This window comes from Leifsonia virtsii, from assembly GCF_030433675.1.
Taxonomy (GTDB): Bacteria; Actinomycetota; Actinomycetes; order Actinomycetales; family Microbacteriaceae; genus Leifsonia; species Leifsonia virtsii.
In genome coordinates this window covers 36,167-62,755 of record NZ_JAROCB010000004.1, presented here as the reverse complement: position 1 = coordinate 62,755, position 26,589 = coordinate 36,167, and the positions used below count along the sequence as shown (strand labels likewise).

The window sequence follows — 26,589 nt, the reverse complement described above, 5'->3', positions numbered from 1 at the left end:
CGTGTTCACCGGAATCATCGAAGAGCTGGGCGAAGTCACCGCCGTCGACCGCACCGCCGACGCGGCGCGCGTCACCGTCCGCGGACCGCTCGCCGTCAGCGACGCGCACCACGGCGACTCCATCTCGGTCAGCGGCGTCTGCCTCACCGTGATCGACAAGGACGCCGAGACGTTCACCGCGGACGTGATGGCCGAGACCCTCGCCATGAGCACCCTCGACGGCGTCCGGCCGGGACGCCGGGTCAACCTGGAGCGGGCGGCGCAGGTGGGCGACCGCCTGGGCGGCCACATCGTCCAGGGCCACATCGACGGCACGGCGACCGTGCTGTCGGTCGCGGACGGCAGCGCGTGGCGGGTGCTGCGCTTCAGCCTCGACCCGGAGCACGCGCCGCTCGTCGCCCGGAAGGGCTCCATCGCGATCGACGGCGTCTCGCTCACCGTGAGCGACGTCGGCGGTGGCCTGGAGGACGGCTGGTTCGAGGTGTCCCTCATCCCCGAGACGCTCGCCGCGACCACCCTCGGCGCCCTCACCGCGGGCGACCGCGTCAACATCGAGACGGACATCCTGGCCCGTCACGTGGAGCGCATGCTCGCGCTCGAACCCCGGCTGACCGAACGGAGTGCGTCATGAGTCTGGCCACCATCCCCGAAGCGCTGGCGGAGCTGCGCGCCGGCCGTCCCGTCATCGTCGTCGACAACGAGAGCCGCGAGAACGAAGGCGACGTCGTGCTGGCGGCGGAGCTCGCCAGCCAGGAGTGGATCGCCTGGACGGTGAAGAACTCCTCCGGCTTCATCTGCGCCCCGATGACCAACGAGATCGCCGACCGCCTCGAGCTGCCCGTCATGGTCGCGCACAACGAGGACTCGCGCGGCACGAACTACACCGTGAGCGTGGATGCGGCCGACCGCCTCTCGACCGGCATCAGCGCCGCCGACCGCGCGCACACCCTCCGCGTGCTGGCGAACCTCGACTCGACGCCGTCGAGCCTGCACCGGCCCGGCCACATCCTGCCGCTGCGAGCGGTCGAGGGCGGCGTGCGCGAGCGCGACGGCCACACCGAGGCCGCGGTCGACCTGCTCAAGCTCGCCGGCATGACGCCGGTCGGCGCCATCGCCGAGATCGTGGCGGACGACGGCGAGATGATGCGCCTGCCCGGCCTGATCGAGCTGGGCCGGCGGGAGGGCGTGCTCGTCGTCACCATCGAGGCGCTCATCGACTACCTGCAGGAGTTCCACTGCGACCAGCCGCTGGAGACGGTGACGCCGATCCCGGAGACCTCGCGCGTGATCTTCGAGGTGGAGACCACGGTGCCGACCACGCACGGACCGTTCCGGATGCGCGCCTACCGCGACCGGATGACCGGAGCCGACCACGTCGCCATCGTCGCCGGGACGCCGCAGCGCGACGGCACGCTGGTCCGCGTCCACTCGGAGTGCCTGACCGGTGAGGCCTTCGGCTCGCTCAAGTGCGAGTGCGGCCCGCAGCTCGACGCCGCGATGGACACCATCCAGCGCGAGGGCGGCGTCGTCGTCTACCTGCGCGGGCACGAGGGACGCGGCATCGGCCTGATCAACAAGCTGCGCGCCTACAAGCTCCAGGAGGAGGGCCTGGACACGCTCGACGCGAACCTCGCCCTCGGCCTGCCGATCGACGCGCGCGACTACGGGGCGGCGACGGCCATCCTGCAGGACCTCGGGGTCGAGTCGGTGCGACTGCTGACCAACAACCCGGAGAAGGTGCGCCAGCTGGAGGAGCACGGCATCGAGGTCGAGGAGCGCGTACCGCTCGTCGTCGGCGTCGGCGCCTTCAACGAGGGCTACCTGGAGACCAAGCGCGACCGGATGGGTCACGCGATCGGCGACATCGACACGGTGTCGGCGGAGGAGACGGCCGCGGACCTCGCGGCGGGAAGGACGACACGATGAGCGGTGCGGGAGCGCCAAGCACGCAGGAGCGGATCGACGGGAGCGGCCTCAAGGTCGTCATCGTCGCGGGCACCTGGCACGAGACGATCACCGACGGCCTCATCGCCGGCGCGACGCGCACGCTCGACGACGCCGGCGCGTCGTACTCGCTCGTGCGCGTGCCCGGCAGCTTCGAGCTGCCCGTCGTGAGCAAGGCGGCCCTGGAGGCCGGCGCGGACGCCGTCGTGGCGCTCGGCGTCATCATCCGCGGCGGGACCCCGCACTTCGAGTACGTCTCGGCCGCGGCGACCGACGGCCTGACGCGCGTCGCCCTCGACACCGGCAAGCCCGTCGGCTTCGGCGTGCTCACGCTCGACGACGAGGCTCAGGGCATCGACCGTGCGGGCCTCCCCGGCTCGAAGGAGGACAAGGGAGCGGAGGCCGCGCACGCCGCCCTCGCCACCGCCGTCACCCTCCGGGAGCTGCGGGCACGCACCGACTTCGCGCTCTAGTGGACACGACACGCCGTCTCCGCTCTCGGCGGGCGGCGTGTCGCGTCCACCAGGCCGCGGGTCAGCGCACGTCGTAGAGCACGTGCGTCGCGTACGGGGTGACGACGACGGAGCGCTGCACCAGCTCGCGGCGCACGGCGTCCGCGAACAGCGGGGTGCCGTCGCCGAGGATGAGCGGCGAGATGTGCAGCCCGAGGGTGTCGACCAGCCCCGCCGAGACGGCGGAGCCCACGAGCGCTCCCCCGCCCATCAGCACCACGTCGAGGTCGCGGCCGGTCGCCGCGGACGCCTCCTCGGCCGCCGTGCGCGCCTGATCGATCGCGTCCTCGAGGCCCGTGGTCACGAACGTCCAGTCGAGGCCGGAGAGCCGGACCGCGGCGGGCGGCGTGCCGGTCACGACGAAGAACGGCGGCCGGCCGGCCTCGTGCGCGCCGTAGCCGAGGTCGTCGCGCCAGCCGTCCGGCGCATCGATCACGTCGAAGAGCGAACGGCCCATGATCACGGCGCCCGAGCGCTCCGTGCCCTCCTTCAGGATGCGGTCGTCCTCCGGGTCGCCGGCGAACACCCAGCGGTGCAGGGGCTCTCCCCCGTCGCCCAGCCCGTTGCCGGGCCCCGCGTTCGGGCCGGTGACGAAGCCGTCGAGCGACATCGTGATGTCAGCGACGATGCGGGTCATGGCTCAGGCCTCCGCGAGCAGCTCGTCGAGCTTCTCGTAGCCCTCGCGCACGCCGTACTCCATGCCGCTGGCGATCATCCCCTCGAGGGCCTCTCGTGAGGTCATCACCGACCGGCCGACCAGCCGCGTGCGGTCGCCGGGCAGCGACTCGAACCGGAGCCGGTCGAGACTGACCTCGCCGGGAGCGCCCTCGAACTCGAACGTCTGGATGATCAGCTCGTTCTCCACGACGGTGTGGATGACGCCGCGGAAGGCGTACACCGAGCCGTCCTCGTCGCGCTGCTCGAACGCGTAGCGCCCGCCCGTGCGGAAGTCCCAGTCCGTGATGGTCGTGACCAGCCGGCGCGGGCCGACCCACCGGGCGTACAGCTCCGGGTCGGCGTGGGCGCGGAAGACGGCCTCGACCGGCGCGTCGAACTCGCGGGTGATGTCGGCGTACGAGGTGCCCTCGACGGCCTCGATGGTGACGGCGTTGCTCATGATGTCCTCTCCTTGCTGGTGTGCTGCTGCCCCTCCGCGAGGAGGTCGTCGAGGCGCCGGTAGCGCGCCTCGGCCTCGAGCCGGTAGCGGTCGATCCAGGAGGTGAGCCGCTCGAGCGCGGCCGCGTCCAGGTGGACGGGCCGGCGCTGGGCCTCGCGGGTGCGCCAGACGAGCCCGGCGGCCTCCAGCACGCTGATGTGCCTGGACACCGCCTGGAGGGTGATGGCGAACGGCTCGGCGAGCTCGTTCACGGTCGCCGGACCCCGGCTCAGTCGGGCGACGATCGCCCGCCTGACAGGGTCGGCCAGCGCCGCGAAGGCCCGGTCGAGGGATCCGTCATCCACCATTACTCAACCCCTGACTTGATCAACCTGTTTGTTGAATAAAAGATAGAACGAAGCGCCACCCGGGTCAAGACCCGAACGGCGCCCTAGTTCACGGCTTCCAGACCATCAGCACGACGACGGCCAGCAGGAGCAAGCTGGCGACGCCCGAGCCCGCGGCGATCGCCGGGTAGCGGGACGCCGTCCCGTCGCGCAGCGCCTCGGCCGCCCGGCGCATGGTCGGCACCACCACGAACAGCGTCAGCGCGAGCGCGACCACGTACAGGATGAGCGACCACAGGATCCACGGCGTCGTCACGCTCAGCTCGTACTTCTTGTCGGCCAGCCCCATCACGCCGAACCCGAACAGCACGACGAGCAGCGAGAGCAGCGACAGCAGGTTCGTCGACTTGGCGAGCGTCTCGACCTGGCGGGCGTCGCCCGCGCGGACGGCGCGCATCGCCGTCATGGGGAGGATGGCCATCGGACCGACGATGAAGACGGCGGTGACGACATGCAGTACGGCGAAGAGCGTTTCCATGCCACCAGGCTACCGATCGCGCGGATTCGGCGTCCTCCCCGCACACGCATAGGGTAGAAGGTGCGCCACAAGCGCTTTCCGACCTCTCCGCCCCGCGCGCTTCCGCCCGACCGACGCCGCGCACGCCGTGCGACCTCTCTCGCTACTTCCGGAAGCTCTCCACACGCATGTCTACGACGGCCCCCGTCATCACCCCCGCCCGCGCGAACACCCGCGGACGCGTCATCCTCGCCAGCCTCATCGGCACGTCGATCGAGTTCTACGACTTCTACGTCTACGCGACCGCCGCCGTCCTGGTCTTCCCCGCGCTCTTCTTCACCAGCGAGGACCCGACCACGGCCCTCCTCTCGTCCTTCGCCGTGTTCGGCGTCGCGTTCATCGCGCGGCCGGTCGGCTCGATCCTGTTCGGCCACTTCGGTGACCGGATCGGTCGCAAGGGCACCCTGGTCGGCTCGCTCCTCACGATGGGCATCGCCACGGTGCTGATCGGCTGCCTGCCCACGGCGCAGGTGCCGGGCTGGGAGTTCTGGGCGCCGTTCCTGCTGGTCGTCATGCGCTTCTGCCAGGGCCTCGGGCTCGGCGGCGAGTGGAGCGGCGCGGCGCTGCTCGCGACCGAGAACGCCCCGGCGGGCAAGCGCGCCATCTACGGCACCTTCCCGCAGCTGGGCGCGCCGATCGGCTTCATCGTCGCGAACGTGCTCTTCCTCATCCTGAGCCTGACCATCGCGCCGGAGGCCTTCGCGGCCTGGGGCTGGCGTATCCCGTTCCTGTTGAGCGCCGTGCTCGTCATCGTCGGCCTGTACGTGCGTCTGAAGCTCGTCGAGACGCCGGCCTTCCAGAAGGTGGTCGACACGGGCGAGGTCGCCAAGCTGCCGCTCGCGCGCGTCTTCCGCACCAGCTGGCGGCAGATCGTGCTCGGCACGTTCATCATGCTCGCCACCTACGTGCTCTTCTACCTGATGACCGCGTTCACCCTGACCTACGGCACCACCGCCGCGACCCCCGCCCAGGCGCAGGCCGCCGCGGAGAAGGCGGGGAAGACGTTCTCGGCGGCGACGTTCGTGCCCGGGCTCGGCTTCAGCCGCAACGACTTCCTGATCATGCTCATCGTGGGCGTGGTGTTCTTCGGCGTCTTCACCCTGGTCGCCGGCCCCCTGGCCGAGCGCTTCGGCCGGCGGAAGACGCTCATCTGGGTGACCATCGGCATCATCGTCTTCGGCCTGCTGTTCGTGCCGCTGTTCGCCGGCGGAACGGTCGGCACCATGGCGCTGCTCATCATCGGCTTCACCCTGATGGGCCTCACCTTCGGCCCGATGGGCGCCGAGCTGCCCGAGCTGTTCCCGACGAACGTCCGCTACACCGGATCCGCCGTCGCCTACAACCTGTCCAGCGTCCTCGGCGCGGCCGTCGCCCCGACCATCGCGGTCTGGCTCTGGACGCTCGGCCACGGCAGCACCTTCTGGGTCGGCGTCTACCTGTCGCTCGCGGGCGTGCTCACCCTGATCGCGCTCCTGCTCTCGAAGGAGACCCGCGACGTGGACTTCACCGACAACGTCAGCTGATCCGCACCGCCGAGTGGTGACATGATGTCGCAATCCGCGCCCGATGGCGACGACGAGTCACCACTCGGCGGGGCGCCTGCTCAGTCGAGAAACAGGGCGCGCAGCCGCCGGGTGGTCAGGATGAGGCCGAGCACGATCATCACGACGAAGTACAGCACGTGCCACAGCATCCCGAGATCGACCTGGCCCGTGGTGAGGCCGCGGACGAGCTCGACGCCCTGCCACAGCGGCAGCGCCTTGATGACGACCTGCAAGGGCTCCGGGTAGACGGTGATGGGGTAGAACGTGGCCGACAGCAGGAACATGGGCAGCAGGATGAAGTTGATCCAGTCCATCTGCTGGAAGGTCTTCATGTAGCTCGTGATGCCCATCCCGAAGCTCGCGAACCCGAAGGCGATCAGCAGCACGGCAGGCAGGGCGAGCAGCGCCCACCACGACAGGTTGAGCCCCAGCGCCTGCATCACCAGCATGAAGCCGAGCGCGTAGAGCGCACCGCGGAGCAGGGCCAGCAGGATCTCGCCGAGGGCGACGTCGAGCGGACCGAGCGAGGTGGCCAGCATCCCCTCGTACAGCTTCGCGAAGTGCATCTTGAAGAAGACGTTCCACGTCGAGTCGTAGACGGCCCCGTTCATCGCGGCCGTCGCGAGCAGCGCGGGGGCCACGAAGGCGGCGTAAGGCACGGTCTGACCGGAGGCGGTCTGCACGTCGCCGACCAGGTTGCCGAAGCCGAAGCCGAGCGACAGCAGGTAGAAGATCGGCTCGAAGAAGCCGGAGACGATCACCAGCCAGTTGGTGCTCCGGGTCGCCGACCAGCCTCGGTGCATCACCGAGCGCGCGTTGCCGGCGTAGAGGGCGCGCAGCGGCCGGGAGCGCGGCATCTCCGCGGTCAGGAGCTCGTCGGTGGCGGTCACTTGTTCAGCCGCTTCCCCGCGATGCGCCGCGACCACTGCCAGAACACGACGAAGAGCACGGCCAGGTAGAGCACGTGCACGACCGACAGCCAGGGCGGTTCGCTCATCCCGTAGGTGAAGACGCGCGAGAGCTCGGTGGAGTGCCACAGCGGCGAGATCCAGCCGATCCACTGCAGGTAGGACGGCATGCTCGCGAGCGGGAAGAAGGTGCCCGAGAACAGCGTCATCGGCAGCAGCACGAAGCGCATGAGCATCGCGATCTGCCCGGTGTCCTGCTCCAGGGTGGCGACGTACGCCATGATCGGGGCGCCGAAAGCCAGGCCGCCGAGCGTCCCGACGAGGATGCTCAGCCACCCCCACGGACTCGGCACGGCGCCGAACAGCAGCATGAACGCGAAGTAGACCACCGACGTTCCGAGCAGCCGCGCGACGACCGCGATCACCACCCCGTCGATGATCTGACCGGGCGAGATCGGCGACGCGTTGATGCCGAAGAACGTGGGGTTCCACTTGAACCCGAGCATGACCGGGTAGGTGAACTCCTCGCTCGCCACCGTCACGGCGGCGGTGCAGAGCAGCGCGGGCGCGACGAACACGAGGTAGCTCACCCCGTCGACCGCGTGCGGGCCGAGGTTGGCGCTGACCAGGCTCCCCAGGCCGAAGCCCATCGCGAGCAGGTAGAGCAGTGGATTGCCGAACCCCGTGACGAGCACCGTCTGCAGGTACGAGCGCATCACGCGGAAGCGGTGCTCCGCCACATACCAGGCGCCGAACCGGCGGGGCCGGAGCGCCCCGGCGAGCGCCTCGTGCATCTCGTGCGTCTCGACGGTCATTCGATCAGGCTCCGTCCGGTCAGCCGGAGGAAGACGTCCTCGAGGCTGGAGCGGCGCACCAGGCTGGTGAGCGGGTGGAGCCCGCGCTGGGTGATCCGCGCCAGCTCGGCCTCGCCGTCGTCGCTGTAGACCAGGATGCGGTCGGGCAGCACCTCGACGCGTTCGCCGATGCCCTCGAGCTGCCCCGCGACCTCCGCGTTGCGGTCGGAGCCGAAGCGCACCTCCAGAACCTCGCGGGTGGAGTACCGCCGGATCAGCGCGGCCGGCGACCCCTCCGCCATGATGGCGCCCTTGTCGACGACGACCAGGCGGTCGCACAGCTGCTCGGCCTCATCCATGTAGTGGGTCGTCAGCACGAGGGTCGTGCCCTGCTCCTTCAGACGGAACAGCCGGTCCCAGAGGATGTGGCGCGCCTGCGGGTCGAGGCCGGTCGTCGGCTCGTCGAGCAGCAGGATGCGCGGGTCGTTGATGAGTGCCCGGGCGATCGTCAGACGGCGCTTCATGCCGCCGGAGAGGTCGTCGACCTTCGCCTTCGCCTTGTCCTCCAGCTGCGCGAAGGCGAGCAGCTCGTCGGCGCGCGCGCGGACGCGGGCCGCGGGCAGACCGAAGTAACGGCCGTAGACGATGAGGTTGTCCCGCACCCGGAGCTCGGTGTCGAGGTTGTCGGACTGCGGCACGACACCGAGGCGGCTGCGGATCTCCGGACCGTAGCGGTCGGGATCGAGCCCCAGGATGCTGAGGTCGCCTCCCGTGCGGGTCGAGACCGCCCCGATCATCCGCATCGTGGTCGACTTGCCTGCGCCGTTAGGGCCGAGCAGCCCGAACGACTCCCCCGGCTCGACCTCGAAGCTGATGCCGTCGACGGCGGGGAAGTCTTTGTACTTCTTGACCAGGTCGCGGGCGGCGATGACGGGCGTCGGCATAGTTCAGCACTGTAGCCGCGACCGGTGACATCCGCCGGGGGTGCGTCGTCAATCCAGGTTGACGAATGCCATGACGTCAACTACGGTTGACCGCATGGACAGCTCGACCCTCCACACCCTCGCCGGCGACGCCGACTCGGACGACCCGATCGTCGCCCTCCGCGCCATCGCCCGCATGCACCGCGAGCTCGACCGGGTGGAGGCCGTCGCCGTCCGTCGCGCCAGGAACGCCGACGCGACCTGGCAGCTCATCGCCCTGGCCCTCGGTGTCAGCAAACAGGCAGTCCACAAGAAGTACGGTCGAAGCTAGCGGAGCGCCGCCCGACGCCCCGCACGAACACCCTCTCCCGGAACGGAACGCACCCCCATGTCCAGCACGTCCACCACTGCCGCACCGCGCCGCCGCCGCGGCTTCGGACGCCCCGCCGACGACGCCGGCCCCCGCGCCCGCTTCTCGCAGCTGCTGCCCTACCTGCTCGAGCACAAGCGCGTGCTCGCCTTCGTGGTGGTGCTCAGCATCCTCGGCGCCGCCGCGAGCCTCGCGCAGCCGCTGCTGGTGAGCCAGGTGATCTCCGCGGTCGGAGCGCAGCAGCCGCTCGGCGGACTGGTGTGGGGCCTTGTCGCGCTCGTCGTGATCTCCGGGCTGATCTCCGGCTACCAGCACTACCTGCTGCAGCGCACCGGCGAGGGCGTCGTGCTGTCGTCGCGCCGCAAGCTGGTCGGCCGGATGCTGCGCCTGCCGATCAGCGAGTTCGACACCCGACGCACCGGTGACCTGGTGTCCCGCGTCGGCTCCGACACGACGCTGCTGCGCGCGGTGCTCACCCAGGGGCTGGTGGAGGCGATCGGCGGGGCGCTGACGTTCATCGGCGCCCTCATCGCGATGCTCATCATCGACCCGGTGCTGCTCGGGCTGACCGTGCTCGTCGTCGCGATCTCGGTCGTCACGGTGGTGCTGCTGTCCGGCCGCATCCGGGTCGCGAGCCAGAAGGCGCAGACCAAGGTCGGCGACCTGGCCGCGGCGGTGGAGCGCGCCATCAGCTCGGTGCGCACCATCCGCGCCGCCAACGCCACCGAGCGCGAGATCGCCGCGGTCGACGAGGACGCGACGGGAGCCTGGAGGATGGGCATCCGCGTCGCCAAGATCTCGGCGCTCGTCGTCCCGGTTGCCGGCATCGCGATGCAGGTGTCGTTCCTCGTTGTGCTCGGCGTCGGCGGGTTCCGGGTTGCGAGCGGCGCGATCACCATCGCGAGCCTCGTGTCGTTCATCCTCTTCCTGTTCATGATGATCCTGCCGCTCGGCCAGGCGTTCGGCGCGATCGCGGCCGTCAACTCGGCGCTCGGCGCGCTCGGCCGCATCCAGGAGATCCTCGACCTGCCGACCGAGGATCAGCGCGACCGCGAGATCGCGCCGCTCGCCCTGACGGTGGGGGCTGCGAACGAGTCGCTCGCGCCGGACGCCCCGGCGATCGAGTTCGTGGACGTGCGGTTCGCCTACCCGGAGACGGCGAAGGAGGAGGCGCCCGCCGTTGCGGCCACGGCGAGCGCGGACCCGACGCCTGAGCGACTCGCGTTCGAGGCGCTCACCGGCGCCGACGTGGTCGCCGAGGCGGAGGCCGCCGCAGGCACCGGCGGGGGCGAGGGTCCGCTCGCGCACGGCGGCGTGCTCCACGGGGTCAGCTTCCGGGTGCCGCGCGGCAAGCGCACGGCCCTGGTCGGGCCGTCCGGCGCAGGCAAGTCCACCATCCTGGCGCTGGTCGAGCGGTTCTACGACCCGCAGGCCGGCGAGGTGCGGTTCGGCGGGATGGACGTGCGGTCGCTCGACCGGGTCGCCCTGCGGTCGCAGATCGGCTACGTCGAGCAGGATGCGCCCGTGCTCGCAGGATCGCTGCGCGACAACCTGACGCTGGCGACGCCGGACGCCACCGACGCGCAGTGTACCGACGTGCTGCACGCCGTGAACCTCACGGAGGTGCTGGAGCGCAGCGAGCTCGGGCTGGACGCGCCGGTCGGCGAGGACGGCATCATGCTCTCCGGCGGCGAGCGTCAGCGCCTGGCGATCGCCCGCGCGCTGCTCGCGGCGCCGCCGGTGCTGCTGCTCGACGAGTCGACCTCCAGCCTGGACGGTCGCAACGAGCAGCTGATGCGGGAGGCGATCGACGCCGTCGCCGAGGATCGCACACTGCTGGTCATCGCGCACCGCCTGTCGACGGTCGTGGACTCCGACCAGATCGTCGTGCTCGACCACGGCCGCGTCGTCGGCACCGGCACCCATTCCGAGCTCGTCGAATCCACCCCGCTCTACCGCGACCTCGCCAAGCACCAGCTCCTGGTCTGACCCCTCTCCCCTCCCCTCACTATCGCTTCCTCACTTATTCCGGCCCGCAGCGGTGTGTCGGCGGATTAAGTGAGGAAGCGACAGGGGGGGAGAGAGAGAAGGGTGGGGGTCAGGCGCGGAGGTGGTAGCGGAGGGAGGCGAGCTCGGCGCGGAGGGCGGCCGGGACGCGGGAGCCGAAACGGTCGAAGAACTGCTCGGTCAGATCGCACTCGGCCTGCCAGCTCGCGGAGTCGACCTCGAAGAGCGCCTCGACGTCCTCCTCCGGCAGGTCGAGACCCGCGAGATCGAGCTCCTCCACGACCGGGAGGCGGCCGATCGGCGTCCCGACGCTGCCGGCGGACCCCTCGACGCGGCGCGCGATCCACTCGATGACGCGCGCGTTCTCGCTGAAGCCCGGCCAGAGGAATCGCCCGTCGTCGCCCTTGCGGAACCAGTTCACCTGGAAGATCGCCGGCGCCTTGTCGCCCAGCTGCTCGCCGACCTTCAGCCAGTGCGCCCAGTGGTCGGCCATGTTGTAGCCGCAGAACGGCAGCATCGCGAACGGGTCCCGGCGCAGCTCGCCCACGACGCCTTCGGCGGCGGCGGTCTTCTCCGAGGAGACGGTCGCTCCGATGAACACGCCGTGCTTCCAGTCGCGGGCCTGCGCCACCAGCGGGACGTTGGTCGCCCGGCGTCCGCCGAACAGGATGGCGTCGATCGGTACGCCGTCGAACGCGTCCCAGTCGTCGGCGATGGACGGGCACTGCGCGGCGCTGACCGTGAACCGCGAGTTCGGATGCGCGGCGGGGCGGCCGCTCTCCGGCGTCCAGTCGTTCCCCTCCCAGTCGACCAGGTGGGCGGGCGGCTCGTCGGTCAGGCCCTCCCACCAGACGTCGCCGTCGTCGCGCAGTGCCACGTTGGTGAAGATCGTGTTGCCCCACAGCGTCTGCACCGCCGTGCGGTTCGTGCTGAGGCCCGTGCCCGGCGCGACGCCGAAGAAACCGGCCTCCGGGTTGATCGCCCGCAGCCGGCCGTCCGGACCCTGCCGCAGCCAGGCGATGTCGTCGCCGATGGTCTCGACCGTCCAGCCGGGGATGCTCGGCTCCAGCATCGCGAGGTTGGTCTTCCCGCAGGCGGAGGGGAACGCCGCGGCGAAGTGGAACACGCGCCCCTCCGGCGAGGTCACCTTGATGATCAGCATGTGCTCGGCCAGCCAGCCCTCGTCGCGCGCCATCACCGAGGCGATGCGCAGCGCGAAGCACTTCTTGGCGAGGATGGCGTTCCCGCCGTACCCCGACCCGTACGACCACACCTCGCGCGTCTCCGGGAACTGCACGATGTACTTGGTCGGGTTGCACGGCCAGGGCACGTCCTCGCGGGCGACCCCGTCCGCATCGACCAGCGGGAAGCCGACGCTGTGCACGGTCGGCACCCACGGCTGCCCCGCGTCGATCAGGTCGAGCACGATGTCCGTGACGCGGGTCATCATCCCGAGGCTGACGGCGACGTAGGCGGAGTCGGTGAGCTGGATGCCGACCTGCGAGATCGGGCCGCCGACCGGTCCCATCGAGAACGGGACGACGTACATGGTCCGCCCGCGCATGCTGCCGGCGAAGACCTCCCGGAGCTCGGCCCGCATCGCGTCGGGCGCGCGCCAGTTGTTGGTGGGGCCGGCGTCCGACTCGTCCTCCGAGCAGATGAACGTGCGGTCCTCCACGCGCGCGACGTCGCCCGGGTCGGTGCGGGCGAGGAAGCTGTTCGGGCGCCACTCCGGGTTGAGGCGGATGAGCTTGCCCTCGGCGACGAGCTGCTTGGTCAGGCGGTCGGCCTCGCCGAGCGAGCCGTCGCACCAGACGACCTCGTCGGGCTGCGTGAGGGCGGCGATGTCGTCGACCCAGGCGCGGACGGCGTCGAGGCCGCCGGCGGGAACGGTGTCGGTCAGCGGAAGCTCGGCGATGCTCATATCGGGTCCTTTGCAGTGAAAGAATCGGCTATGCATCCAGGATCGGGGATGTTCAGGGCGCCTGAACCGCCGAATTCCTTGTAAGAATCGGGATTCTTTCGCTAACGTGAAGCCATGAGCACCGTCGGTACGGGCGACATCGATGTCGCCACCCTGGGCCATCGCATCCGTCACTTCCGGGTCGGCCGGGGCATGACTCTCGACGAACTGGGGTCCGCCGCAGGCATCGCCGCGAGCCAGCTCTCGCTCATCGAGAACGGCAAGCGCGAGCCGCGGGTCTCCCTGCTCAGCGCGCTCGCGTCCGCCCTGGGCGTGCCGACCGCCGACCTGCTGTCGTCCGAGCCGCCGGACGAGCGCGCCGCCCTGGAGATCGAGCTCGCCCGGGCGCAGCGCGGCACGCTCTACGCGTCGCTGGGACTTCCGGCGGTGAAGCCGACGAAGGGCACACCGACCGAGACCCTGCGCGCCCTCGTCGGGCTGCACCGGGAGCTCGGCCGCCGCGCCAGCGAGGCGATCGCGACGCCCGAGGAGGCCCGGCGCGCCAACACCGAGCTGCGCGAGCGGATGCGGGCGCAGAACAACTACATCCCGGAGATCGAGGAGCTCGCGGAGCAGCAGGTGACGGCGTCCGGGCATGTGCGCGGCGCGCTCACCCACCGCGAGGTGAGCGTGATGGCGGAACGTCTCGGCTTCGAGCTCATCTACGTCAACGACCTGCCGCGTTCTGCGCGCTCGGTCACCGACCTGGAGAACGGCCGGATCTACCTGCCGCCCGCGTCCATCCCGGGCGGCCACGGCCTGCGCTCGATGGCCCTGCAGGCGATGGCGCACCGGCTGCTCGGGCACACCCGCCCGGAGTCGTACGCCGACTTCCTGCGGCAGCGGCTGGAGATCAACTACTTCGCCGCGTGCTGCCTGATGCCCCGGGAGGCCGCGGTCGGCTTCCTGCAGCAGGCGAAGAAGGACAAGGACCTCGCCGTCGAGGACTTCCGCGACGCGTTCGGCGTCACCCACGAGGCGGCGGCGCTGCGGCTCACCAACCTGGCGACGAGCCACCTCGACATGACGCTGCACTTCCTCCGGGTGGGCGACGACGGCGCGCTCTACAAGGGGTACGAGAACGACGGGCTGCCGCTGCCGACGGATGTGACGGGATCCATCGAGGGGCAGATCGTCTGCCGCAAGTGGGGCGCCCGCAGCGCGTTCACCCACACCAACCGCACCACCGAGCTGTACCAGTACACCGACACCCCGGCCGGCACGTACTGGTGCGCCACGCAGACCGGCACGACCGCGGAGGGCGGCTTCTCGATCAGCGTCGGCGTGCCCTTCGACGAGGCCAAGTGGTTCCGCGGTCGCGAGACGACGGTGCGGGCCGAGTCGCGCTGCCCCGACGAGTCGTGCTGCAAGCGGCCGCCGGCGGACCTCTCCGGGCGCTGGGCGGGCAAGGCGTGGCCGAGCGCACGGCTGCACGCGCACATCCTGTCGCCGCTGCCGTCGGGATCGTTCCCGGGGGTCGACGACGCCGACGTCTACGCCTTCCTCGAGGCCCACTCCGGCGCCTGACCCGGCCCCAACGCCATCAGCTGGGGGCTACTTGGGCTGCATGCGGATGGCGCCGTCGAGGCGGATGGTCTCGCCGTTGAGCATGGGGTTGTCGACGATCGCGCGCACCAGGGCGGCGTACTCGGCCGGCTTGCCGAGGCGCGAGGGATGCGGCACCTGCGCGGCCAGCGAGTCCTGCGCCGCCTGCGGCAGGCCCGCCATCATCGGCGTCTCGAAGATGCCCGGCGCGATCGTCATCACGCGGATGAGCGACCGGGCGAACTCGCGTGCGAGCGGCAACGTCATGGCCGCGACCCCGCCCTTCGACGCCGAGTAGGCCGGCTGCCCGATCTGCCCGTCGAAGGCCGCGACCGACGCGGTGTTCACGATCACGCCGCGCTCCTCCCCCACCGGCTCGGTCTGCGCGATCGCCGCGGCGGCGAGCCGCACGACGTTGAAGGTGCCGATCAGGTTCACCCGGATGACGCGCTCGAAGTGGTCGAGCGGGATGAGCCCGTCGCGCCCGAGCACCTTCTCCGCCGTGGCGATGCCCGCGCAGTTGACGACGACACGCAGCGGCGCCAGCCCTGACGCGGTGTCGACGGCGGCCTGCACCTGCGCCTCGTCCGTGACGTCGGCGGCGACGAACCGGGCGTTCGGGCCGAGGGCGGTCGCCGCCTTCTCGCCCTCCGAGCTGGGGAGGTCGAGAATGACGACGTGCGCTCCGCCGTCGATGAGGGCCCGCGCGGTGGCGTTGCCGAGTCCGCTCGCCCCGCCGGTGACGATCGCCGAGCATCCGTCGAGTCGCATGGTTCTCCTTCTGTTCGAGAGTGGATGGGGTGCCCGCGCGGTCAGCGCAGCACTTCGATGAGGGTGGCGTTGGCGGTGCCTCCGCCCTCGCACATGGTCTGCAGGCCGTAGCGGCCGCCGCGCGCCTCGACCTCGTTGAGCAGCGTCGCCAGCAGCCGTGTGCCGGACGAGCCGAGAGCGTGGCCGAGGGCGATCGCGCCGCCGCGCGGATTGAGCTTGGACGGGTCGGCGCCGAACTCCTGCCGCCAGAGCAGCGGCACGGGAGCGAACGCCTCGTTGACCTCGTAGGCGTCGATCTCGTCGAGCCCGACGCCGCTGCGCTCCAGCAGCTTGCGCGTCGCCGGGAGGATGCCGGTCAGCATGAACAGCGGGTCGCTGCCGGCGACGGCGAAGGAGTGGAAGCGCGCCCGCGGCCGCAGGCCCAGCCGCTTGGCAGCATCCGCGCTCATGATGAGCGCAGCCGAGGCGCCGTCGGTGAGCGGCGACGAGTTGCCCGCGGTGATGCGCCACTCCAGCTGGGGGAACCGCTCCGCGAGCCGGTCGGTGCGGAATACCGGCTTCAGGCCCGCGAGGGCCTCCGCGGTGGTCCCGGGGCGGATCGTCTCGTCCGCCACGACGCTGCCCGAGTCGGGGGTGGGGACGCCGACCAGCTCCCCCTCGAACGCCCCGTTCGCCGCGGCCCAGGCGGCGCGCCCGTGCGACTCGGCCGCGTAGTCGTCGAGCTGAGCGCGGCCGAAGCCCCACCGGTCGGCGATCAGCTCCGCGGCGACGCCCTGGTTCACCAGCCCCTCCGGGTAACGCTGCCGCAGCAGCTCCCCGCCGAGGGACGCGCCCTGCACGTTGGAGCCCATCGGGACGCGGCTCATCGACTCCACGCCGCAGGCGATCACGACGTCGTAGGCGCCCGAGATGACGCCCTGAGCGGCGAACGCGGCCGCCTGCTGGCTGGAGCCGCACTGCCGGTCGACCGTCACCGCGGGCACGCTCTCCGGGAAGCCCGCGCTGAGCAGCGCCGTGCGCGTGATGTTGCCTGCCTGCTCGCCCGACTGCGTGACGCATCCGCCGATCACGTCGTCGACCACCGCCGGGTCGATGCCGGTGCGGTTCACCAGCTCGATGAGCACTCCGGCGAGCAGGTCGGCGGGGTGGATGTCGGACAGCTCGCCGTCGGGCTTCCCGCGCCCCGAGGGGGTGCGGACGACGTCGACGATGACGGCTTCTGCACGGCTCATGTCAGGCTCCGAACGGGTTGGGCGTGAGTGTGTACTTGGTGTTCAGGTACTCGTGGATGCCCTCGAAGCCGCCCTCGCGTCCGAGCCCCGACTGCTTCACACCGCCGAAGGGGGCGGCCGCATTGGAGACGACGCCGACGTTGAGCCCCATCATCCCGGTCTCCAGCCGCTCGATCATGCGCTGGCCGCGCGCGAGGTCCTTCGTGAAGACGTAGGAGACCAGGCCGTACTCGGTGTCGTTGGCGAGCCGGACCGCCTCGTCCTCGTCCGAGAACCGGATGATCGAGAGCACCGGCCCGAATATCTCCTGCCGGAGGATCTCGCTCCCCGGGCGCACGTCGGTGACGACGGTCGGCTCGAAGAACGTGCCCGTCCCCTCCACCCGGGAGCCCCCGGTGAGCACCGACGCGCCGCGCGTGACCGCGTCCTGCAGCAGCTCGGAGGCCTTGCCGATCGCGTCCTCGTTGATGAGCGGGCCGATGGTCACGCCCTCCTCTGTGCCGCGGCCGACCTTCAGACCCTTCACGCGCTCGGTCACGCGGCGGGCGAACTCGTCGGCCACGGCCTCGTGCACGATGAAGCGGTTGGCGGCGGTGCACGCCTCCCCGATGTTGCGGAACTTGGCCAGCATCGCGCCGTCCACCGCTTTGTCGAGGTCGGCATCGTCGAACACCACGAACGGGGCGTTGCCGCCCAGCTCCATCGAGGTGCGCAGCACGTTCTCGGACGCCTGCTGCAGCAGCTTCCTGCCGACCTCGGTGGAGCCGGTGAACGACAGCTTGCGCAGCCGCGAGTCGGCGATGATCGGCGCGGAGACCTTCCCGGAGGTCGTCGTCGTGACGACGTTGAGCACGCCGCCCGGGAGGCCGGCGTCCTCGAGCAGCTTCGCGAAGTACAGCGTGGTCAGCGGCGTCAGCTCGGCCGGCTTGATGACCACCGTGCAGCCCGCGGCGAGCGCCGGCGCGATCTTCCGCGTCGCCATCGCCAGCGGGAAGTTCCAGGGCGTGATGAGGAAGCAGGGGCCGACGGGATGCTGCGACACGATCATCCGCCCCGTGCCCTCCGGGTTGGCACCGTAGCGCCCGGTGATGCGCACCGCCTCCTCGGAGAACCAGCGCAGGAACTCGCCGCCGTAGGTCACCTCGCCGCTGGCCTCGGCGAGGGGCTTGCCCATCTCCAGCGTCATCAGCAGCGCGAACTCGTCGCGCCGCTCCTGCAGCAGGTCGAACGCGCGGCGGAGGATCTCGCCGCGCTGCCGGGCCGGTGTGGCCGCCCAGTCGTCGGCCGCGGCGACCGCGGCGTCCAGGGCCCGGAGGCCGTCCTCCGGGGAGGCGTCGGCGATCTCCTTGATGCGGTCCCCGGTCGCCGGGTCGAACACCGGGAACGTCCCGGCCGACCCGGCCGTCCACTCGCCACCGATGTACAGTCCGTCGGGCACGCGCTCCAGCAGCGCCTTCTCATCCATCACCCGTTCTCCTCCTCTGTTGCGTCGTCGGTCGCGACCGTCGCCTGCACGAGCGGGACGGTGCGGTACGGGATCGCGGTCGCCAGCGCGATCACGGTCGAGGTGCGCACGATCCCCGGAGCGCCGACGATACGCCCGATCACGCGCTTCAGGTCGGCGTTGCTCCGCGCGACGGCCCGGATCAGCAGGTCGCCCGCGCCGGTGATCGTGTGCGCCTCCAGCACCTCGGGGATGCCGCGCAGGCGGTCGACGACGCCCGCGCCGTCCTCCCCTGTGCCATCCTCCCCCGTGGCGAGCTCCGCCGTGACGAAGGCCGTGACCGGGTAGCCCAGCAGCTCCGGGTCGACGGTCGGCGCGAAGTCCTGCACCACCCCCGAGCGCTGCAGCCGGTCGAGCCGGGCCTGCACCGTCCCGCGAGCGACGCCCAGCCGGCGGGACGCCTCGAAGACGCCCAGGCGGGGCTCGGCGGCCAGCAACGCGATCAGCTCGGCGTCGAGCTTGTCGACCATGCGGCCCTCCTTCGGTCCTCGCACATCGTACGACGCCGGGCCTGGACTATGCAGGGCCGTCGTCTGCGAGGAAGGGCAACGCGGCGGCCTTGAAGCCGCGGGCGCTGAGCGCCGTGACGTGGTTGCGCTTCGGCAGCTCCACCAGCCGCGCGCCGAGCAGCCGGGCGGCCTCCGCCGCATCCTCGGCGACCGGGTCGGCGTCGCCCGCGACCAGCAGCGTGGGGACCGTGCTCGCCAGAGGCAGGGGGTGCGTCGCCATCCCGGCCGCGCACGCGGCGAGCGCCTCGCGGTCCACCCCGGGCGCCTGGCGGAGGGACGCGAGCAGCGGTGCGAGCGGACTGCCGGCGTCGAGGGCGGCCGGCTCGCCGCGGAGGGCCGCCTGCACGGGCGCGACACCCCAGCGGCCGAACTGCTCCACCGTTCCGATCCCGCCGACGACGAGGCGCCGGACGCGGTGCGGCGCGAGCCCGACGAGCGCGAGCGAGACCCAGCTGCCCATGGAGTACCCGATCACGTCGACGCGGTCGGCGCCCTGCTCGTCGAGCACCGTCAGCAGGTCCTGGGCGAGCAGGTCGGGCGAGTAGGCGCTCGCGTCGTGCGGTGCGTCGCTCCGGCCGTGCCCGCGCAGGTCGGGGACGATCGCACCGCGCCCGGCCTCGGCGAGCGCGGCCACCCATCCCGTCGCATCCCAGGTGAGGGCTCCCGTCGACGCGAAGCCGTGGACGAGGAGGACGGGGTCATCTCCGGGGTGCCGGTCGACGTGCAGGTGCGCCATCCCCCCACTCTCGTTCACGGGCGACCGGCGGGCAACTCGGCGGGGCTCAGGACGACAGCTCCGCCCTCGCCTCGTGGTCCTTCTTGTGCCACAGCTTCGACGGCCACCAGATCGCCCGGCCGATGTCGTACGACACGGCGGGCACGAGCAGCGACCGCACCACGACCGTGTCGAGGAGCACGCCGAACGCCACGATGAACGCGATCTGCACCAGGAACAGGATCGGGATGACCGCGAGAGCCGCGAACGTCGCCGCCAGCACGACGCCGGCCGAGGTGATGACGCTGCCGGTCAGGCCGAGCCCGCGCAGGATGCCCGGCCGGGTCCCGAGGTGCAGCGACTCCTCCCGCACACGCGTCATCAGGAAGATGTTGTAGTCCACGCCGAGCGCGACCAGGAAGACGAAACCGAAGAGCGGCACCGCCGCGTCCGCGCCGGGGAACCGGAACACGTTGTTGAAGACGAGCGCCGAGACCCCGAGCGCGGCCGCGTACGAGAGCACCACGCTGCCGATCAGCAGCACCGGCGCGACGATCGACCGGAGCAGCAGCATCAGGATGAGCAGGATGACCCCGAGCACGATCGGGATGATCTTCAGCAGGTCGCTCTGCGCCGTCTCGTTGGTGTCGAGCGCGATCGCCGTCACCCCGCCGACGAGCACCGAGCCGTCGTCGGACAGGGACGTGCGCAGCTTCTTCACGACCGCCTCCGCCTCGGCCGAGTCGGGCTCCGACGCGAGCGTCGCCTGGATCAGCACGTGGCCGTCCTTCGCCACCGGTTCCGGCTGCACGCCCGGCTGCGGCCGGCCTTCGCCGGTGTAGAAGGTGGCGGAGGCGATGCCGTCCGTCTTCTCGGCCGCGGCCAGCACGGCGTCGCCATCCGACTGCGGGGCTACGATGAGCACGGGCGAGCCGGAGCCCGCGTCGAAGTGCTTCGCCACGACGGCCTGGCCGTCGACCGCGTCCGACTGGGAGAGCACGACGTCGGTCTGCTGGACGCCGTTCGCCTTCAGCTGCGTGAGGCCGAGCGCGCAGGCCGCGAGCAGCACGAACGACACGATCCAGGTCACCCGCGGGCGACGGGCGATCAGGCCGCCGACGCGGCGCCAGAGACCGCTGACGCCCTCCAGCCCGGTGAGCGTCGCACCCTCCTCGTGCGTGTGCCGGCGGCCGCCCACGACGGGCCGGAACGGCCAGAACGACGCCCGCCCGAAGATCGCGAGCAGAGCGGGCAGCAGGGTGAGGGCCGCGAACAGGGAGAACACGATGCCGATCGCGGCGATGGGCCCGAGGCTCTTGTTGGAGTTGAGGTCCGAGAACAGCAGGCACAGGAGCGCCAGGATGACCGTGGCGCCCGAGGCGACGATCGGCTCGAACGCCGCCTTCCAGGCCCGGAGGATGGCGACCCAGCGCGACTCGTCGCGCTCCAGGGCTTCCCGGTACCGGGCGACCAGCAGCAGAGAGTAGTCGGTGGCGGCGCCGATGACGAGGATCGAGAGGATGCCCTGGCTCTGCCCCGAGAGCTTGATCCAGCCCCAGAGCGCGAACAGGTAGACGACGAGGATCGCCGCACACAGCGCGAAGATCGAGGTGAACAGCACGAGGAAGGGAAGCAGCAGCGCCCGGTAGACCAGCAGCAGGATGACGAACACGGCCGCGACCGCGACGAGGAGCAGGATGCCGTCGATGCCCCCGAAGGCGGCGACGAGGTCGGCGGTGAGGCCGGCCGGACCGGTCACCCACGCCTTCGCGCCCTCGGGCACTCCCTCGTCGGCGACCGAGCGCAGGTCGGCGACGACAGTCTTCAGCTCGTCGGACTGCTCGACGGGGACGATGTACTCCACCGCCTTCCCGTCCGCGGACGGGATCGGTCCGGCCACGCTGGTCGACTGGCCCTCGGGCGGCGCCTGCACACCGTCCACCTCGCCGAGCTTCCGCCCCAGCTCGGCGTAGGTCGTGGCGAGCTCGCTCTTCTGGATCGTCCCGTCGGCCTCCACGACGACGATCGCGGGGATGGCACCGGAGTCGGTGAACCGCTTCTGCCAGTCCTGCACCTCGGTCGACTCGGCGCTGGCGGGCAGGAAGGTGGCCTGGTCGTTGCTGGAGACGCCGGAGAGCTTGCCGAACGTCGGGCCGCCGAGACCGGCGAGCGCAAGCCAGATCAGCACGAGGGCGGTGGGCACCACGATCCGCAGCCAGCGGGCCGGCTGCCTGGTCGTTCCGGGCTCGTCCGCCTGTCCGTTAGACACTACGCCTCCTGATTACTAGATGGGCTAGCAATCAGGGTAGCGCGGATGGCGCCCTCAGTCCACGAGCTCCGCACCGGCATGCGCCAGCTCGGCCAGCGCGGCCTCCGACGAGGTCGGCGCCACCCCGGCGACCAGCCCGGTCAGCACGCGCACGTGCTGACCGTGACCCAGCGCATCCAGCGCCGATGCCCGCACGCAGTAGTCGGTCGCGATGCCGACGACGTCGACCTCGTGGATGCCGCGCTCGTCCAGCAGCTCGTGCACCGTCTCCCCCGCCTCCGTCCGGCCCTCGAAGAGCGAGTACGCGGGGACCCCCTGGCCCTTGTGGACGTGATGCGTCACCCGCGTCGTGTCGAGCGCCGGGTGGTAGTCGGCCCCCGGGGTTCCTGCCACGCAGTGAACCGGCCAGCTCTCGACGAAGTCCGGCTCGGAGTCGTTGGCGAAGTGGCCCCCGTTGTCGTTGTGGCCGTCGTGCCAGTCCCGGCTCGCCACGATCAGGTCGTAGTCGTCCGCGTGGTCGCGCAGCCAGGCCGTCACGCCCTCCGCGACGGCGGCGCCGCCGGCGACACCGAGCGCACCGCCCTCCGTGAAGTCGTTCTGCACGTCCACGATGAAGAGCGCCCTGCCCATGTGCCGCCTCCTCAGGTCAGCCGTTGGTGAGATTGTCACCGCACTTGTAGAAGCCGGTGACGAGAGTGTCGATCGCCTGTTTGGCGTTGTCGCTGACGTTGCCGAGGGCGAACACCGCGAAGGTGAGCGGCGTGCCGTCGGCCGCGTTGACGATGCCGGAGAGCGTGTAGCCGTGGTCGATCCAGCCGGTCTTCGCGAACACCGACCCGCGGGCGGCGGAGCTGGCCCCGGTGAACCGGTTGTAGCCCGGGCCGAGCGTGCCCGACTTGCCCGCGACGGGCAACCCGTCGTAGACCACGCCGAGGCCGTTCTGCCGGTTCAGCACCTTGATGAACAGCTGCGTCAGGTACGACGGCGGAACCGCGTTGTCGTCGCTGAGGCCGGAGCCGTCGGCGATGTGGATGCCGGAGGTGTCGATCCCGTAGCCCTTCAGCCCGGCGAGCACGCCCGCATTCAGGGCGTCGAAGGTGTTGCCCGCGCCGTTCTTGATGGCGACGAGGCGTGCCAGCTCCTCCATGATCGTGTTGTCCGAGACGCGCATCGCCTGGTCGATCAGGGTGGTCACCGGCTGCGACTGCACGACGCCGAGCTGGCGAGCGCCCGCCGGGGCGACGCCCTGGCTGACGCCGACGTTGGTGCCGAGGTACTGCTGGAAGTACTGCACGGCGCGCGAGACGGGATCCGTGCTCCGCGGGGACTCGACCGCGGTGGGGTCGTCGCGGTCGCCGTCGACCATGAGCGAGGTCATGTACGGCGTCGAGCCCTCGACGACACGCTCCTCGTGCTCGTCCCAGCTGGGCTGCCAGAACGGCGCGCCGAAGAGGGACGAGTCCACCACGATGGAGGTGATCGGCTGTCCGCCCATTGCCTGCTTCACCTGGTTCGCGAGGTCCTGGATCTTGGGCGCTCCGGTGTAGAACGACGCCTGGCCGTCGGGCAGGCGCGAGAGGGTCACATCGCCGCCGCCCACGATCACGACCTGGCCGGGGGTGCTCCCCGCGACGACGGTGGTCGACACTCGGTAGTCGGGGCCGAGAGTGGCGAGCGCGGCGGCGGAGGTCAGCGTCTTGAGGACCGACGCGGTCGGCGCCGGCTTCCCGCCGTTGCGGTCGAACAGCACCTGACCGGTCTTCGCATTCACGACCTGCGCCTCGAGCGTGCCGAGCCGGCCGTCGCCCGCGAGACCGGCGACGGAGCAGGTGCGGACGCGCGTCGCCGCGCCCTGGTTGGCGGGCACCGGCCGTCCGGGGTCGACCGTCGGGGTCGGGGTCGGGGTGGCCGTGCGGGTCGGCATCGCGGTGGGTGAGACGGGGCCGGCCGCGGCGGCGGGCGCTCCGACGGTCGCGCCGAGCGCGACGGAACCGGAGGCGAGGAGCAGGAAGACGACGGCCGCACCTGCGGCCATCCAGGTCTTCGGGTGCGAGCGCACCGCGGTCATGATGCCGGCGAGCGGTCGCCGCGGGGGGCGTGCGGGCACGCCGGTGTCCGGCTGATCCGATTCGTGCATCCGGGTATGTTACCCGGGCTTCCTGAACGCGGGAACTCCCGTCAGCCCTTCTTGTGCAGCGCCTCCGGCTTGTGCACGGCCTCCTTGCCGCTCTTCTCGCTCTTCACCAGGTACTGCGGGTCGTCCTCCGAGGCGCGGACGGTCCTGCCTGCCGCCTCAGTGTCCTCGGTGATCTTCTTCTCGACCTCGCCTGGCACATCCACCCCATGGGAGGACCACTCGACCCGGTCGCCGCGCTTCAGCTCATCCGCCATGCCCGCAGCCAACCACCGCGGCCCCGACCCCGCCAGGGGGCCGGCCGCGTCACGGCACGGCGGTCACCAGGTAGTTGTCGAAGGACACCGTCACGGGCGTCGCCGTCGCGGTGGCAGACAGGTACGCGCGCAGACCGACGCTGCCCGCGGCCTGCAGCCCGGCCGTGGAGTCCGTGGCCGACACCTGCCACGAGGCAGGCTGCGCCTGAGCAGCGGACCAGACTTTCGCGCTCACGACCGTCGGCGAGGAGCCGACCGCCTGCATCCGCACGGTCAGCTGCTGTCCCGGCGTGTAGGTGAGCCCGCTGACCGTCGACGTCTGGAGGGCCGCCCCGTTCGCGAGCAGCTGGATCTGCACTGCGCCGCTCGCGCTCAGCCACACCCGCCCCTCGTACACCGCGGAGCCGACCTGGCGGCCGATCGCCGACACGAAGACGCCGCCTCCGCTCGGCGCGAGGTCCGTCGTGAACGACACGGTGGAGTCCGTCCGGCTCGACGAGACGCCGCCGAGGGTCTCTGTCTTCGTCGATCCCGCCGGGTCGTTGATGCGACCGGCGCCCGACGCGACCGAGTACGAGGATGCGGTGCCCGCGCCCGTCCACGCCCCTCCGACGTCCGCGGTGCCCCAGCCCCCGGTCACCGTGCGCTCGAAGCCGTCCCGGGCGATCGTCGACCCGGTGTTCGCCGCGACGGTCGCCTGACGCGTCGTCGACGCGGTCGCTCCCGCGTTGTCCGTCACGGTCAGCGTGATCGTGTACGTGCCGGCCGCGGCGTACGTGTGGGCGGCAGTCGCTCCGCTCGCGGTGCCGCCGTCGCCGAACGACCACGCGTAGGAGGAGATCGTGCCGTCCGGGTCGCTGGAGGCGCGGCCGTCCACCGAGACGGCGAGGCCGTTGGCGCCGACCGTGAACGACGCGGTCGGAGGCTGGTTCGTCCCTCCCCCGGCGATCACCACCCGGTTGCCCGTGCGCGCGATCCGGTTCCCGTCGGGATCGGTGACCGTCAGCGTGTAGGTGTGCGCGCTGCCGCCGGCCAGCCCGTTCTCGGTGAACGACATCCCGGGCAGGCTCCAGAAGTTCGTCGAGCGCGTGACCTGATAGACGGGATGCGCCGTGTCGCCGTCGCGCGAGAGCGCGTAGGTGAGCGCGGCGTTGTCCTGGTCGTACGTCGCGGTCCAGGTGATCTTGGCCTGGCCGGCGGACGGCGACGTCGCGTTCGGGGTCAGCGCCGTGTTGTTGTTCGGCCCCGTGGTGCTGCGCACGACCGAGTCGAACGCGTACCGCGTCAGCCCGTACTGCGCCGTGCCGTTGACGGTCGGGAACTCGCCGCCCGCGACCAGGTACCGACTGTCGCCCGCCAGGCTCCACACCGCCTGGTACTGCCCGGTGTAGGTTCCGACCGTGTAGTTCGGGAACCAGGTCTGCAGCGTCGGCGCGGGCTGGCCGCTGAAGTTCGCGTAGGAGCGGTTGCCGTCGTTGGTCAGCGTGCCCGTCCTCGCCTTCGAGAACGCGATCGTGTGGTGGAAGGTGCGCGGGTTGGTCTCCGGGAAGCCGCCGACGTTGCTGCACATGTGCGGATGCCCGGCGACGTAGAGCGCGTTGCCGAGCGGCGCGATCGAGTAGGTGTCGCCGTGGCAGTCCTCCAGCCAGATCAGGGCGCCCGTGACCGCGTCGGCGGAGAAGCTCCCCTCCAGGTTGCCGCCGGAGCCGTAGACGTATCCCGAGCCGTAGATGCGGTCGGAGGTCGCGGCGAGCGCTGTGATGCCTGCTTGCGTGCCGGCGTCGCGGACCACGTTGTTGGCCGGGAACGGGAGCGTGCTCCCGGTCGATCCCGTCAGCATCGCGAGCCCGTAGTGCGGTTCGCCGTTCACGTTCTTGAAGCGGCCCCCGGCGTACACGCGTGCGCCGTCCGGGCTGACGGCGAGCGCGTCGACGACGTAGTCGGCGGAGGCGCCCCAGGAGCTGACGAGAGCGCCGTTGGTCGGGTCGATCTTGGCGATGTAGCCGCGGCTGACACCGTTGACGCTGGAGAACGTCCCACCCGCGTAGACCGCCGTGTTCGTGACGGCGAGGGCCCGCACCTGGCTCTCCATGATCGGGCGGAACGACGCGATCGGCTGACCCGTCGCGGTGCTGATCGCGACGATGCGGTAGTAGGAGGCGCCGCCCGCGGAGGTGAAGTCGCCGCCGACGTAGATGCGGGAGCCGTCCGGGCTCGCCGCGATCGCGAGCCCCTGGGCGTTCAGCGGCACGTTGAACGGGGTCAGCGCGCCGGTCGTGATGTTGTACGCGAGCAGGTTGCTGCGCGGGGTCGTGTTCGACCCGGCGGGAGAGCCGGCCGGTCGGGCGGTCGTGAACTTGCCCGTCACGTAGACGGTGTCGCCGACGACCACCTGCGCCCACGCCACCCCGTCGATCTGCGTCGTCGGCAGCGCCGTCGCTCCGACGGTGGGCGGCGTGGCGGGATTGTTCGGGTCCGGCGGCATCGTGTCGGCGGACGCGGGGACGCCCAGCCCGACGCCCCCTCCGATCAGCAGCAGCGCACTCAGCGTCGCGGTGAGCAGGCCGAGCGCGCGCGTCCGGCGGGACCCCTTCGTTGCATCCATCACAGCCCCCGGAAGACCTGATTAATTCTCAATTTGCGCACAGCGTACTCCGCGCGAGGCGGC

The 26,589-nt window shown here is 71.1% G+C and carries 25 protein-coding genes; 7 read left to right on the top strand and 18 right to left on the bottom strand.

Annotated features, from left to right (window positions below):
- Position 1 precedes the first annotated feature (1 nt).
- Genes P5G59_RS14350 through ribH form a run of 3 tightly spaced genes read left to right on the top strand, consistent with a single transcriptional unit; the run spans position 2 to position 2,417 of the window.
- Positions 2-631 (top strand): riboflavin synthase, encoded by a 630-nt coding sequence (locus P5G59_RS14350; protein ID WP_301219678.1) that lies wholly within the window; start codon positions 2-4, stop codon positions 629-631.
- Positions 628-1,926, top strand: a complete 1,299-nt coding sequence (ribA, locus tag P5G59_RS14345; protein WP_301219677.1) for a GTP cyclohydrolase II — start codon at positions 628-630, stop codon at positions 1,924-1,926. Before P5G59_RS14350 ends, ribA begins: the two co-directional genes overlap by 4 nt.
- Positions 1,923-2,417 carry a 6,7-dimethyl-8-ribityllumazine synthase gene (ribH, locus tag P5G59_RS14340; protein WP_301219676.1) on the top strand — a complete coding sequence of 165 codons (495 nt, stop codon included), beginning with the start codon at positions 1,923-1,925 and terminating at the stop codon, positions 2,415-2,417. Before ribA ends, ribH begins: the two co-directional genes overlap by 4 nt.
- A 61-nt stretch (positions 2,418-2,478) precedes the next feature.
- Here the strand turns inward: ribH and P5G59_RS14335 are convergent, their stop codons facing one another.
- The 4 genes from P5G59_RS14335 to P5G59_RS14320 form a co-directional block, all read right to left on the bottom strand.
- Positions 2,479-3,093, bottom strand: a complete 615-nt coding sequence (locus P5G59_RS14335) for a dihydrofolate reductase family protein (protein WP_301219675.1) — start codon at positions 3,091-3,093, stop codon at positions 2,479-2,481.
- Between the two features lie 3 nt (positions 3,094-3,096).
- Positions 3,097-3,573, bottom strand: a complete 477-nt coding sequence (locus tag P5G59_RS14330) for an SRPBCC family protein (protein ID WP_301219674.1) — start codon at positions 3,571-3,573, stop codon at positions 3,097-3,099.
- On the bottom strand, positions 3,570-3,920 hold the full coding sequence (locus P5G59_RS14325) for an ArsR/SmtB family transcription factor (protein ID WP_301219673.1): 351 nt from the start codon (positions 3,918-3,920) through the stop codon (positions 3,570-3,572). The genes P5G59_RS14330 and P5G59_RS14325 overlap by 4 nt, the downstream gene beginning before the upstream one ends.
- 88 nt (positions 3,921-4,008) lie before the next feature.
- Complete coding sequence (locus P5G59_RS14320) at positions 4,009-4,437, bottom strand: DUF2269 family protein (RefSeq protein WP_301219672.1); 429 nt, start codon at positions 4,435-4,437, stop codon at positions 4,009-4,011.
- A 167-nt stretch (positions 4,438-4,604) separates the two neighbouring features.
- Here P5G59_RS14320 and P5G59_RS14315 point away from each other — a divergent pair, with 167 nt between their 5' ends.
- On the top strand, positions 4,605-5,999 hold the full coding sequence (locus P5G59_RS14315) for an MFS transporter (RefSeq protein ID WP_301219671.1): 1,395 nt from the start codon (positions 4,605-4,607) through the stop codon (positions 5,997-5,999).
- Between the two features lie 80 nt (positions 6,000-6,079).
- Here P5G59_RS14315 and P5G59_RS14310 read toward each other — a convergent pair whose 3' ends face one another.
- From P5G59_RS14310 to P5G59_RS14300, 3 genes are read right to left on the bottom strand one after another with little or no spacing between them, the layout of a single operon-like run.
- Positions 6,080-6,877 (bottom strand): ABC transporter permease, encoded by a 798-nt coding sequence (locus P5G59_RS14310; protein ID WP_435871278.1) that lies wholly within the window; start codon positions 6,875-6,877, stop codon positions 6,080-6,082.
- A gap of 29 nt (positions 6,878-6,906) precedes the next feature.
- On the bottom strand, positions 6,907-7,743 hold the full coding sequence (locus P5G59_RS14305) for an ABC transporter permease (protein ID WP_301219669.1): 837 nt from the start codon (positions 7,741-7,743) through the stop codon (positions 6,907-6,909).
- Positions 7,740-8,666 (bottom strand): ABC transporter ATP-binding protein, encoded by a 927-nt coding sequence (locus P5G59_RS14300; RefSeq protein ID WP_301219668.1) that lies wholly within the window; start codon positions 8,664-8,666, stop codon positions 7,740-7,742. Before P5G59_RS14300 ends, P5G59_RS14305 begins: the two co-directional genes overlap by 4 nt.
- Positions 8,667-8,760: 94 nt before the next feature.
- Between P5G59_RS14300 and P5G59_RS14295 the strand changes: the two genes are divergently transcribed.
- Positions 8,761-8,976, top strand: coding sequence for a hypothetical protein (locus P5G59_RS14295; protein WP_301219667.1), 216 nt, complete (start codon positions 8,761-8,763; stop codon positions 8,974-8,976).
- A gap of 57 nt (positions 8,977-9,033) precedes the next feature.
- Positions 9,034-11,004, top strand: a complete 1,971-nt coding sequence (locus P5G59_RS14290; RefSeq protein ID WP_301219666.1) for an ABC transporter ATP-binding protein — start codon at positions 9,034-9,036, stop codon at positions 11,002-11,004.
- A 109-nt stretch (positions 11,005-11,113) separates the two neighbouring features.
- On the opposite strand, the gene P5G59_RS14285 is transcribed toward P5G59_RS14290, so the two are convergent.
- Complete coding sequence (locus tag P5G59_RS14285) at positions 11,114-12,946, bottom strand: phosphoenolpyruvate carboxykinase (GTP) (protein WP_301219665.1); 1,833 nt, start codon at positions 12,944-12,946, stop codon at positions 11,114-11,116.
- A 114-nt stretch (positions 12,947-13,060) separates the two neighbouring features.
- Between P5G59_RS14285 and P5G59_RS14280 the strand changes: the two genes are divergently transcribed.
- Positions 13,061-14,512, top strand: coding sequence for a helix-turn-helix domain-containing protein (locus P5G59_RS14280; RefSeq protein WP_301219664.1), 1,452 nt, complete (start codon positions 13,061-13,063; stop codon positions 14,510-14,512).
- A 27-nt stretch (positions 14,513-14,539) separates the two neighbouring features.
- Here the strand turns inward: P5G59_RS14280 and P5G59_RS14275 are convergent, their stop codons facing one another.
- Genes P5G59_RS14275 through P5G59_RS14230 form a run of 10 tightly spaced genes read right to left on the bottom strand, consistent with a single transcriptional unit; the run spans position 14,540 to position 26,526 of the window.
- The gene (locus tag P5G59_RS14275; RefSeq protein ID WP_301219663.1) at positions 14,540-15,301 is read right to left on the bottom strand and encodes a 3-hydroxyacyl-CoA dehydrogenase; all 762 of its coding nucleotides are present in this window, start codon (positions 15,299-15,301) and stop codon (positions 14,540-14,542) included.
- Between the two features lie 41 nt (positions 15,302-15,342).
- Positions 15,343-16,533 carry a thiolase family protein gene (locus tag P5G59_RS14270; protein WP_301219662.1) on the bottom strand — a complete coding sequence of 397 codons (1,191 nt, stop codon included), beginning with the start codon at positions 16,531-16,533 and terminating at the stop codon, positions 15,343-15,345.
- Position 16,534: 1 nt separating this feature from the next.
- The gene (locus P5G59_RS14265; RefSeq protein WP_301220142.1) at positions 16,535-17,998 is read right to left on the bottom strand and encodes an NAD-dependent succinate-semialdehyde dehydrogenase; all 1,464 of its coding nucleotides are present in this window, start codon (positions 17,996-17,998) and stop codon (positions 16,535-16,537) included.
- Positions 17,998-18,507 (bottom strand): Lrp/AsnC family transcriptional regulator, encoded by a 510-nt coding sequence (locus P5G59_RS14260; RefSeq protein WP_301219661.1) that lies wholly within the window; start codon positions 18,505-18,507, stop codon positions 17,998-18,000. Before P5G59_RS14260 ends, P5G59_RS14265 begins: the two co-directional genes overlap by 1 nt.
- 46 nt (positions 18,508-18,553) lie before the next feature.
- On the bottom strand, positions 18,554-19,282 hold the full coding sequence (locus P5G59_RS14255) for an alpha/beta fold hydrolase (protein WP_301219660.1): 729 nt from the start codon (positions 19,280-19,282) through the stop codon (positions 18,554-18,556).
- A 46-nt stretch (positions 19,283-19,328) separates the two neighbouring features.
- On the bottom strand, positions 19,329-21,530 hold the full coding sequence (locus P5G59_RS14250) for an MMPL family transporter (protein WP_301219659.1): 2,202 nt from the start codon (positions 21,528-21,530) through the stop codon (positions 19,329-19,331).
- A gap of 54 nt (positions 21,531-21,584) precedes the next feature.
- Positions 21,585-22,160 (bottom strand): isochorismatase family protein, encoded by a 576-nt coding sequence (locus P5G59_RS14245; RefSeq protein ID WP_301219658.1) that lies wholly within the window; start codon positions 22,158-22,160, stop codon positions 21,585-21,587.
- A gap of 16 nt (positions 22,161-22,176) precedes the next feature.
- On the bottom strand, positions 22,177-23,667 hold the full coding sequence (locus P5G59_RS14240; RefSeq protein ID WP_301219657.1) for a D-alanyl-D-alanine carboxypeptidase/D-alanyl-D-alanine-endopeptidase: 1,491 nt from the start codon (positions 23,665-23,667) through the stop codon (positions 22,177-22,179).
- Positions 23,668-23,708: 41 nt separating this feature from the next.
- A complete protein-coding gene (locus P5G59_RS14235; protein ID WP_301219656.1) occupies positions 23,709-23,921 on the bottom strand; it encodes a hypervirulence associated TUDOR domain-containing protein in 213 nt (70 codons plus the stop codon).
- 49 nt (positions 23,922-23,970) lie between these two features.
- Positions 23,971-26,526, bottom strand: a complete 2,556-nt coding sequence (locus P5G59_RS14230; protein ID WP_301219655.1) for a PKD domain-containing protein — start codon at positions 26,524-26,526, stop codon at positions 23,971-23,973.
- Positions 26,527-26,589 lie beyond the last annotated feature (63 nt).

Bases quoted from the DNA above. Each gene is read 5' to 3' on its own strand.
- ribA (WP_301219677.1), top strand. From the start codon at position 628: ATGAGTCTGGCCACCATCCCCGAAGCGCTGGCGGAGCTGCGCGCCGGC.
- ribH (WP_301219676.1), top strand. From the start codon at position 1,923: ATGAGCGGTGCGGGAGCGCCAAGCACGCAGGAGCGGATCGACGGGAGC.
- P5G59_RS14335 (WP_301219675.1), bottom strand. From the start codon at position 3,093: ATGACCCGCATCGTCGCTGACATCACGATGTCGCTCGACGGCTTCGTC.
- P5G59_RS14330 (WP_301219674.1), bottom strand. From the start codon at position 3,573: ATGAGCAACGCCGTCACCATCGAGGCCGTCGAGGGCACCTCGTACGCC.
- P5G59_RS14325 (WP_301219673.1), bottom strand. From the start codon at position 3,920: ATGGTGGATGACGGATCCCTCGACCGGGCCTTCGCGGCGCTGGCCGAC.
- P5G59_RS14320 (WP_301219672.1), bottom strand. From the start codon at position 4,437: ATGGAAACGCTCTTCGCCGTACTGCATGTCGTCACCGCCGTCTTCATC.
- P5G59_RS14315 (WP_301219671.1), top strand. From the start codon at position 4,605: ATGTCTACGACGGCCCCCGTCATCACCCCCGCCCGCGCGAACACCCGC.
- P5G59_RS14310 (WP_435871278.1), bottom strand. From the start codon at position 6,877: ATGCCGCGCTCCCGGCCGCTGCGCGCCCTCTACGCCGGCAACGCGCGC.
- P5G59_RS14305 (WP_301219669.1), bottom strand. From the start codon at position 7,743: ATGACCGTCGAGACGCACGAGATGCACGAGGCGCTCGCCGGGGCGCTC.
- P5G59_RS14300 (WP_301219668.1), bottom strand. From the start codon at position 8,666: ATGCCGACGCCCGTCATCGCCGCCCGCGACCTGGTCAAGAAGTACAAA.
- P5G59_RS14295 (WP_301219667.1), top strand. From the start codon at position 8,761: ATGGACAGCTCGACCCTCCACACCCTCGCCGGCGACGCCGACTCGGAC.
- P5G59_RS14290 (WP_301219666.1), top strand. From the start codon at position 9,034: ATGTCCAGCACGTCCACCACTGCCGCACCGCGCCGCCGCCGCGGCTTC.
- P5G59_RS14285 (WP_301219665.1), bottom strand. From the start codon at position 12,946: ATGAGCATCGCCGAGCTTCCGCTGACCGACACCGTTCCCGCCGGCGGC.
- P5G59_RS14280 (WP_301219664.1), top strand. From the start codon at position 13,061: ATGAGCACCGTCGGTACGGGCGACATCGATGTCGCCACCCTGGGCCAT.
- P5G59_RS14275 (WP_301219663.1), bottom strand. From the start codon at position 15,301: ATGCGACTCGACGGATGCTCGGCGATCGTCACCGGCGGGGCGAGCGGA.
- P5G59_RS14270 (WP_301219662.1), bottom strand. From the start codon at position 16,533: ATGAGCCGTGCAGAAGCCGTCATCGTCGACGTCGTCCGCACCCCCTCG.
- P5G59_RS14265 (WP_301220142.1), bottom strand. From the start codon at position 17,998: ATGGATGAGAAGGCGCTGCTGGAGCGCGTGCCCGACGGACTGTACATC.
- P5G59_RS14260 (WP_301219661.1), bottom strand. From the start codon at position 18,507: ATGGTCGACAAGCTCGACGCCGAGCTGATCGCGTTGCTGGCCGCCGAG.
- P5G59_RS14255 (WP_301219660.1), bottom strand. From the start codon at position 19,282: ATGGCGCACCTGCACGTCGACCGGCACCCCGGAGATGACCCCGTCCTC.
- P5G59_RS14245 (WP_301219658.1), bottom strand. From the start codon at position 22,160: ATGGGCAGGGCGCTCTTCATCGTGGACGTGCAGAACGACTTCACGGAG.
- P5G59_RS14240 (WP_301219657.1), bottom strand. From the start codon at position 23,667: ATGCACGAATCGGATCAGCCGGACACCGGCGTGCCCGCACGCCCCCCG.
- P5G59_RS14235 (WP_301219656.1), bottom strand. From the start codon at position 23,921: ATGGCGGATGAGCTGAAGCGCGGCGACCGGGTCGAGTGGTCCTCCCAT.
- P5G59_RS14230 (WP_301219655.1), bottom strand. From the start codon at position 26,526: ATGGATGCAACGAAGGGGTCCCGCCGGACGCGCGCGCTCGGCCTGCTC.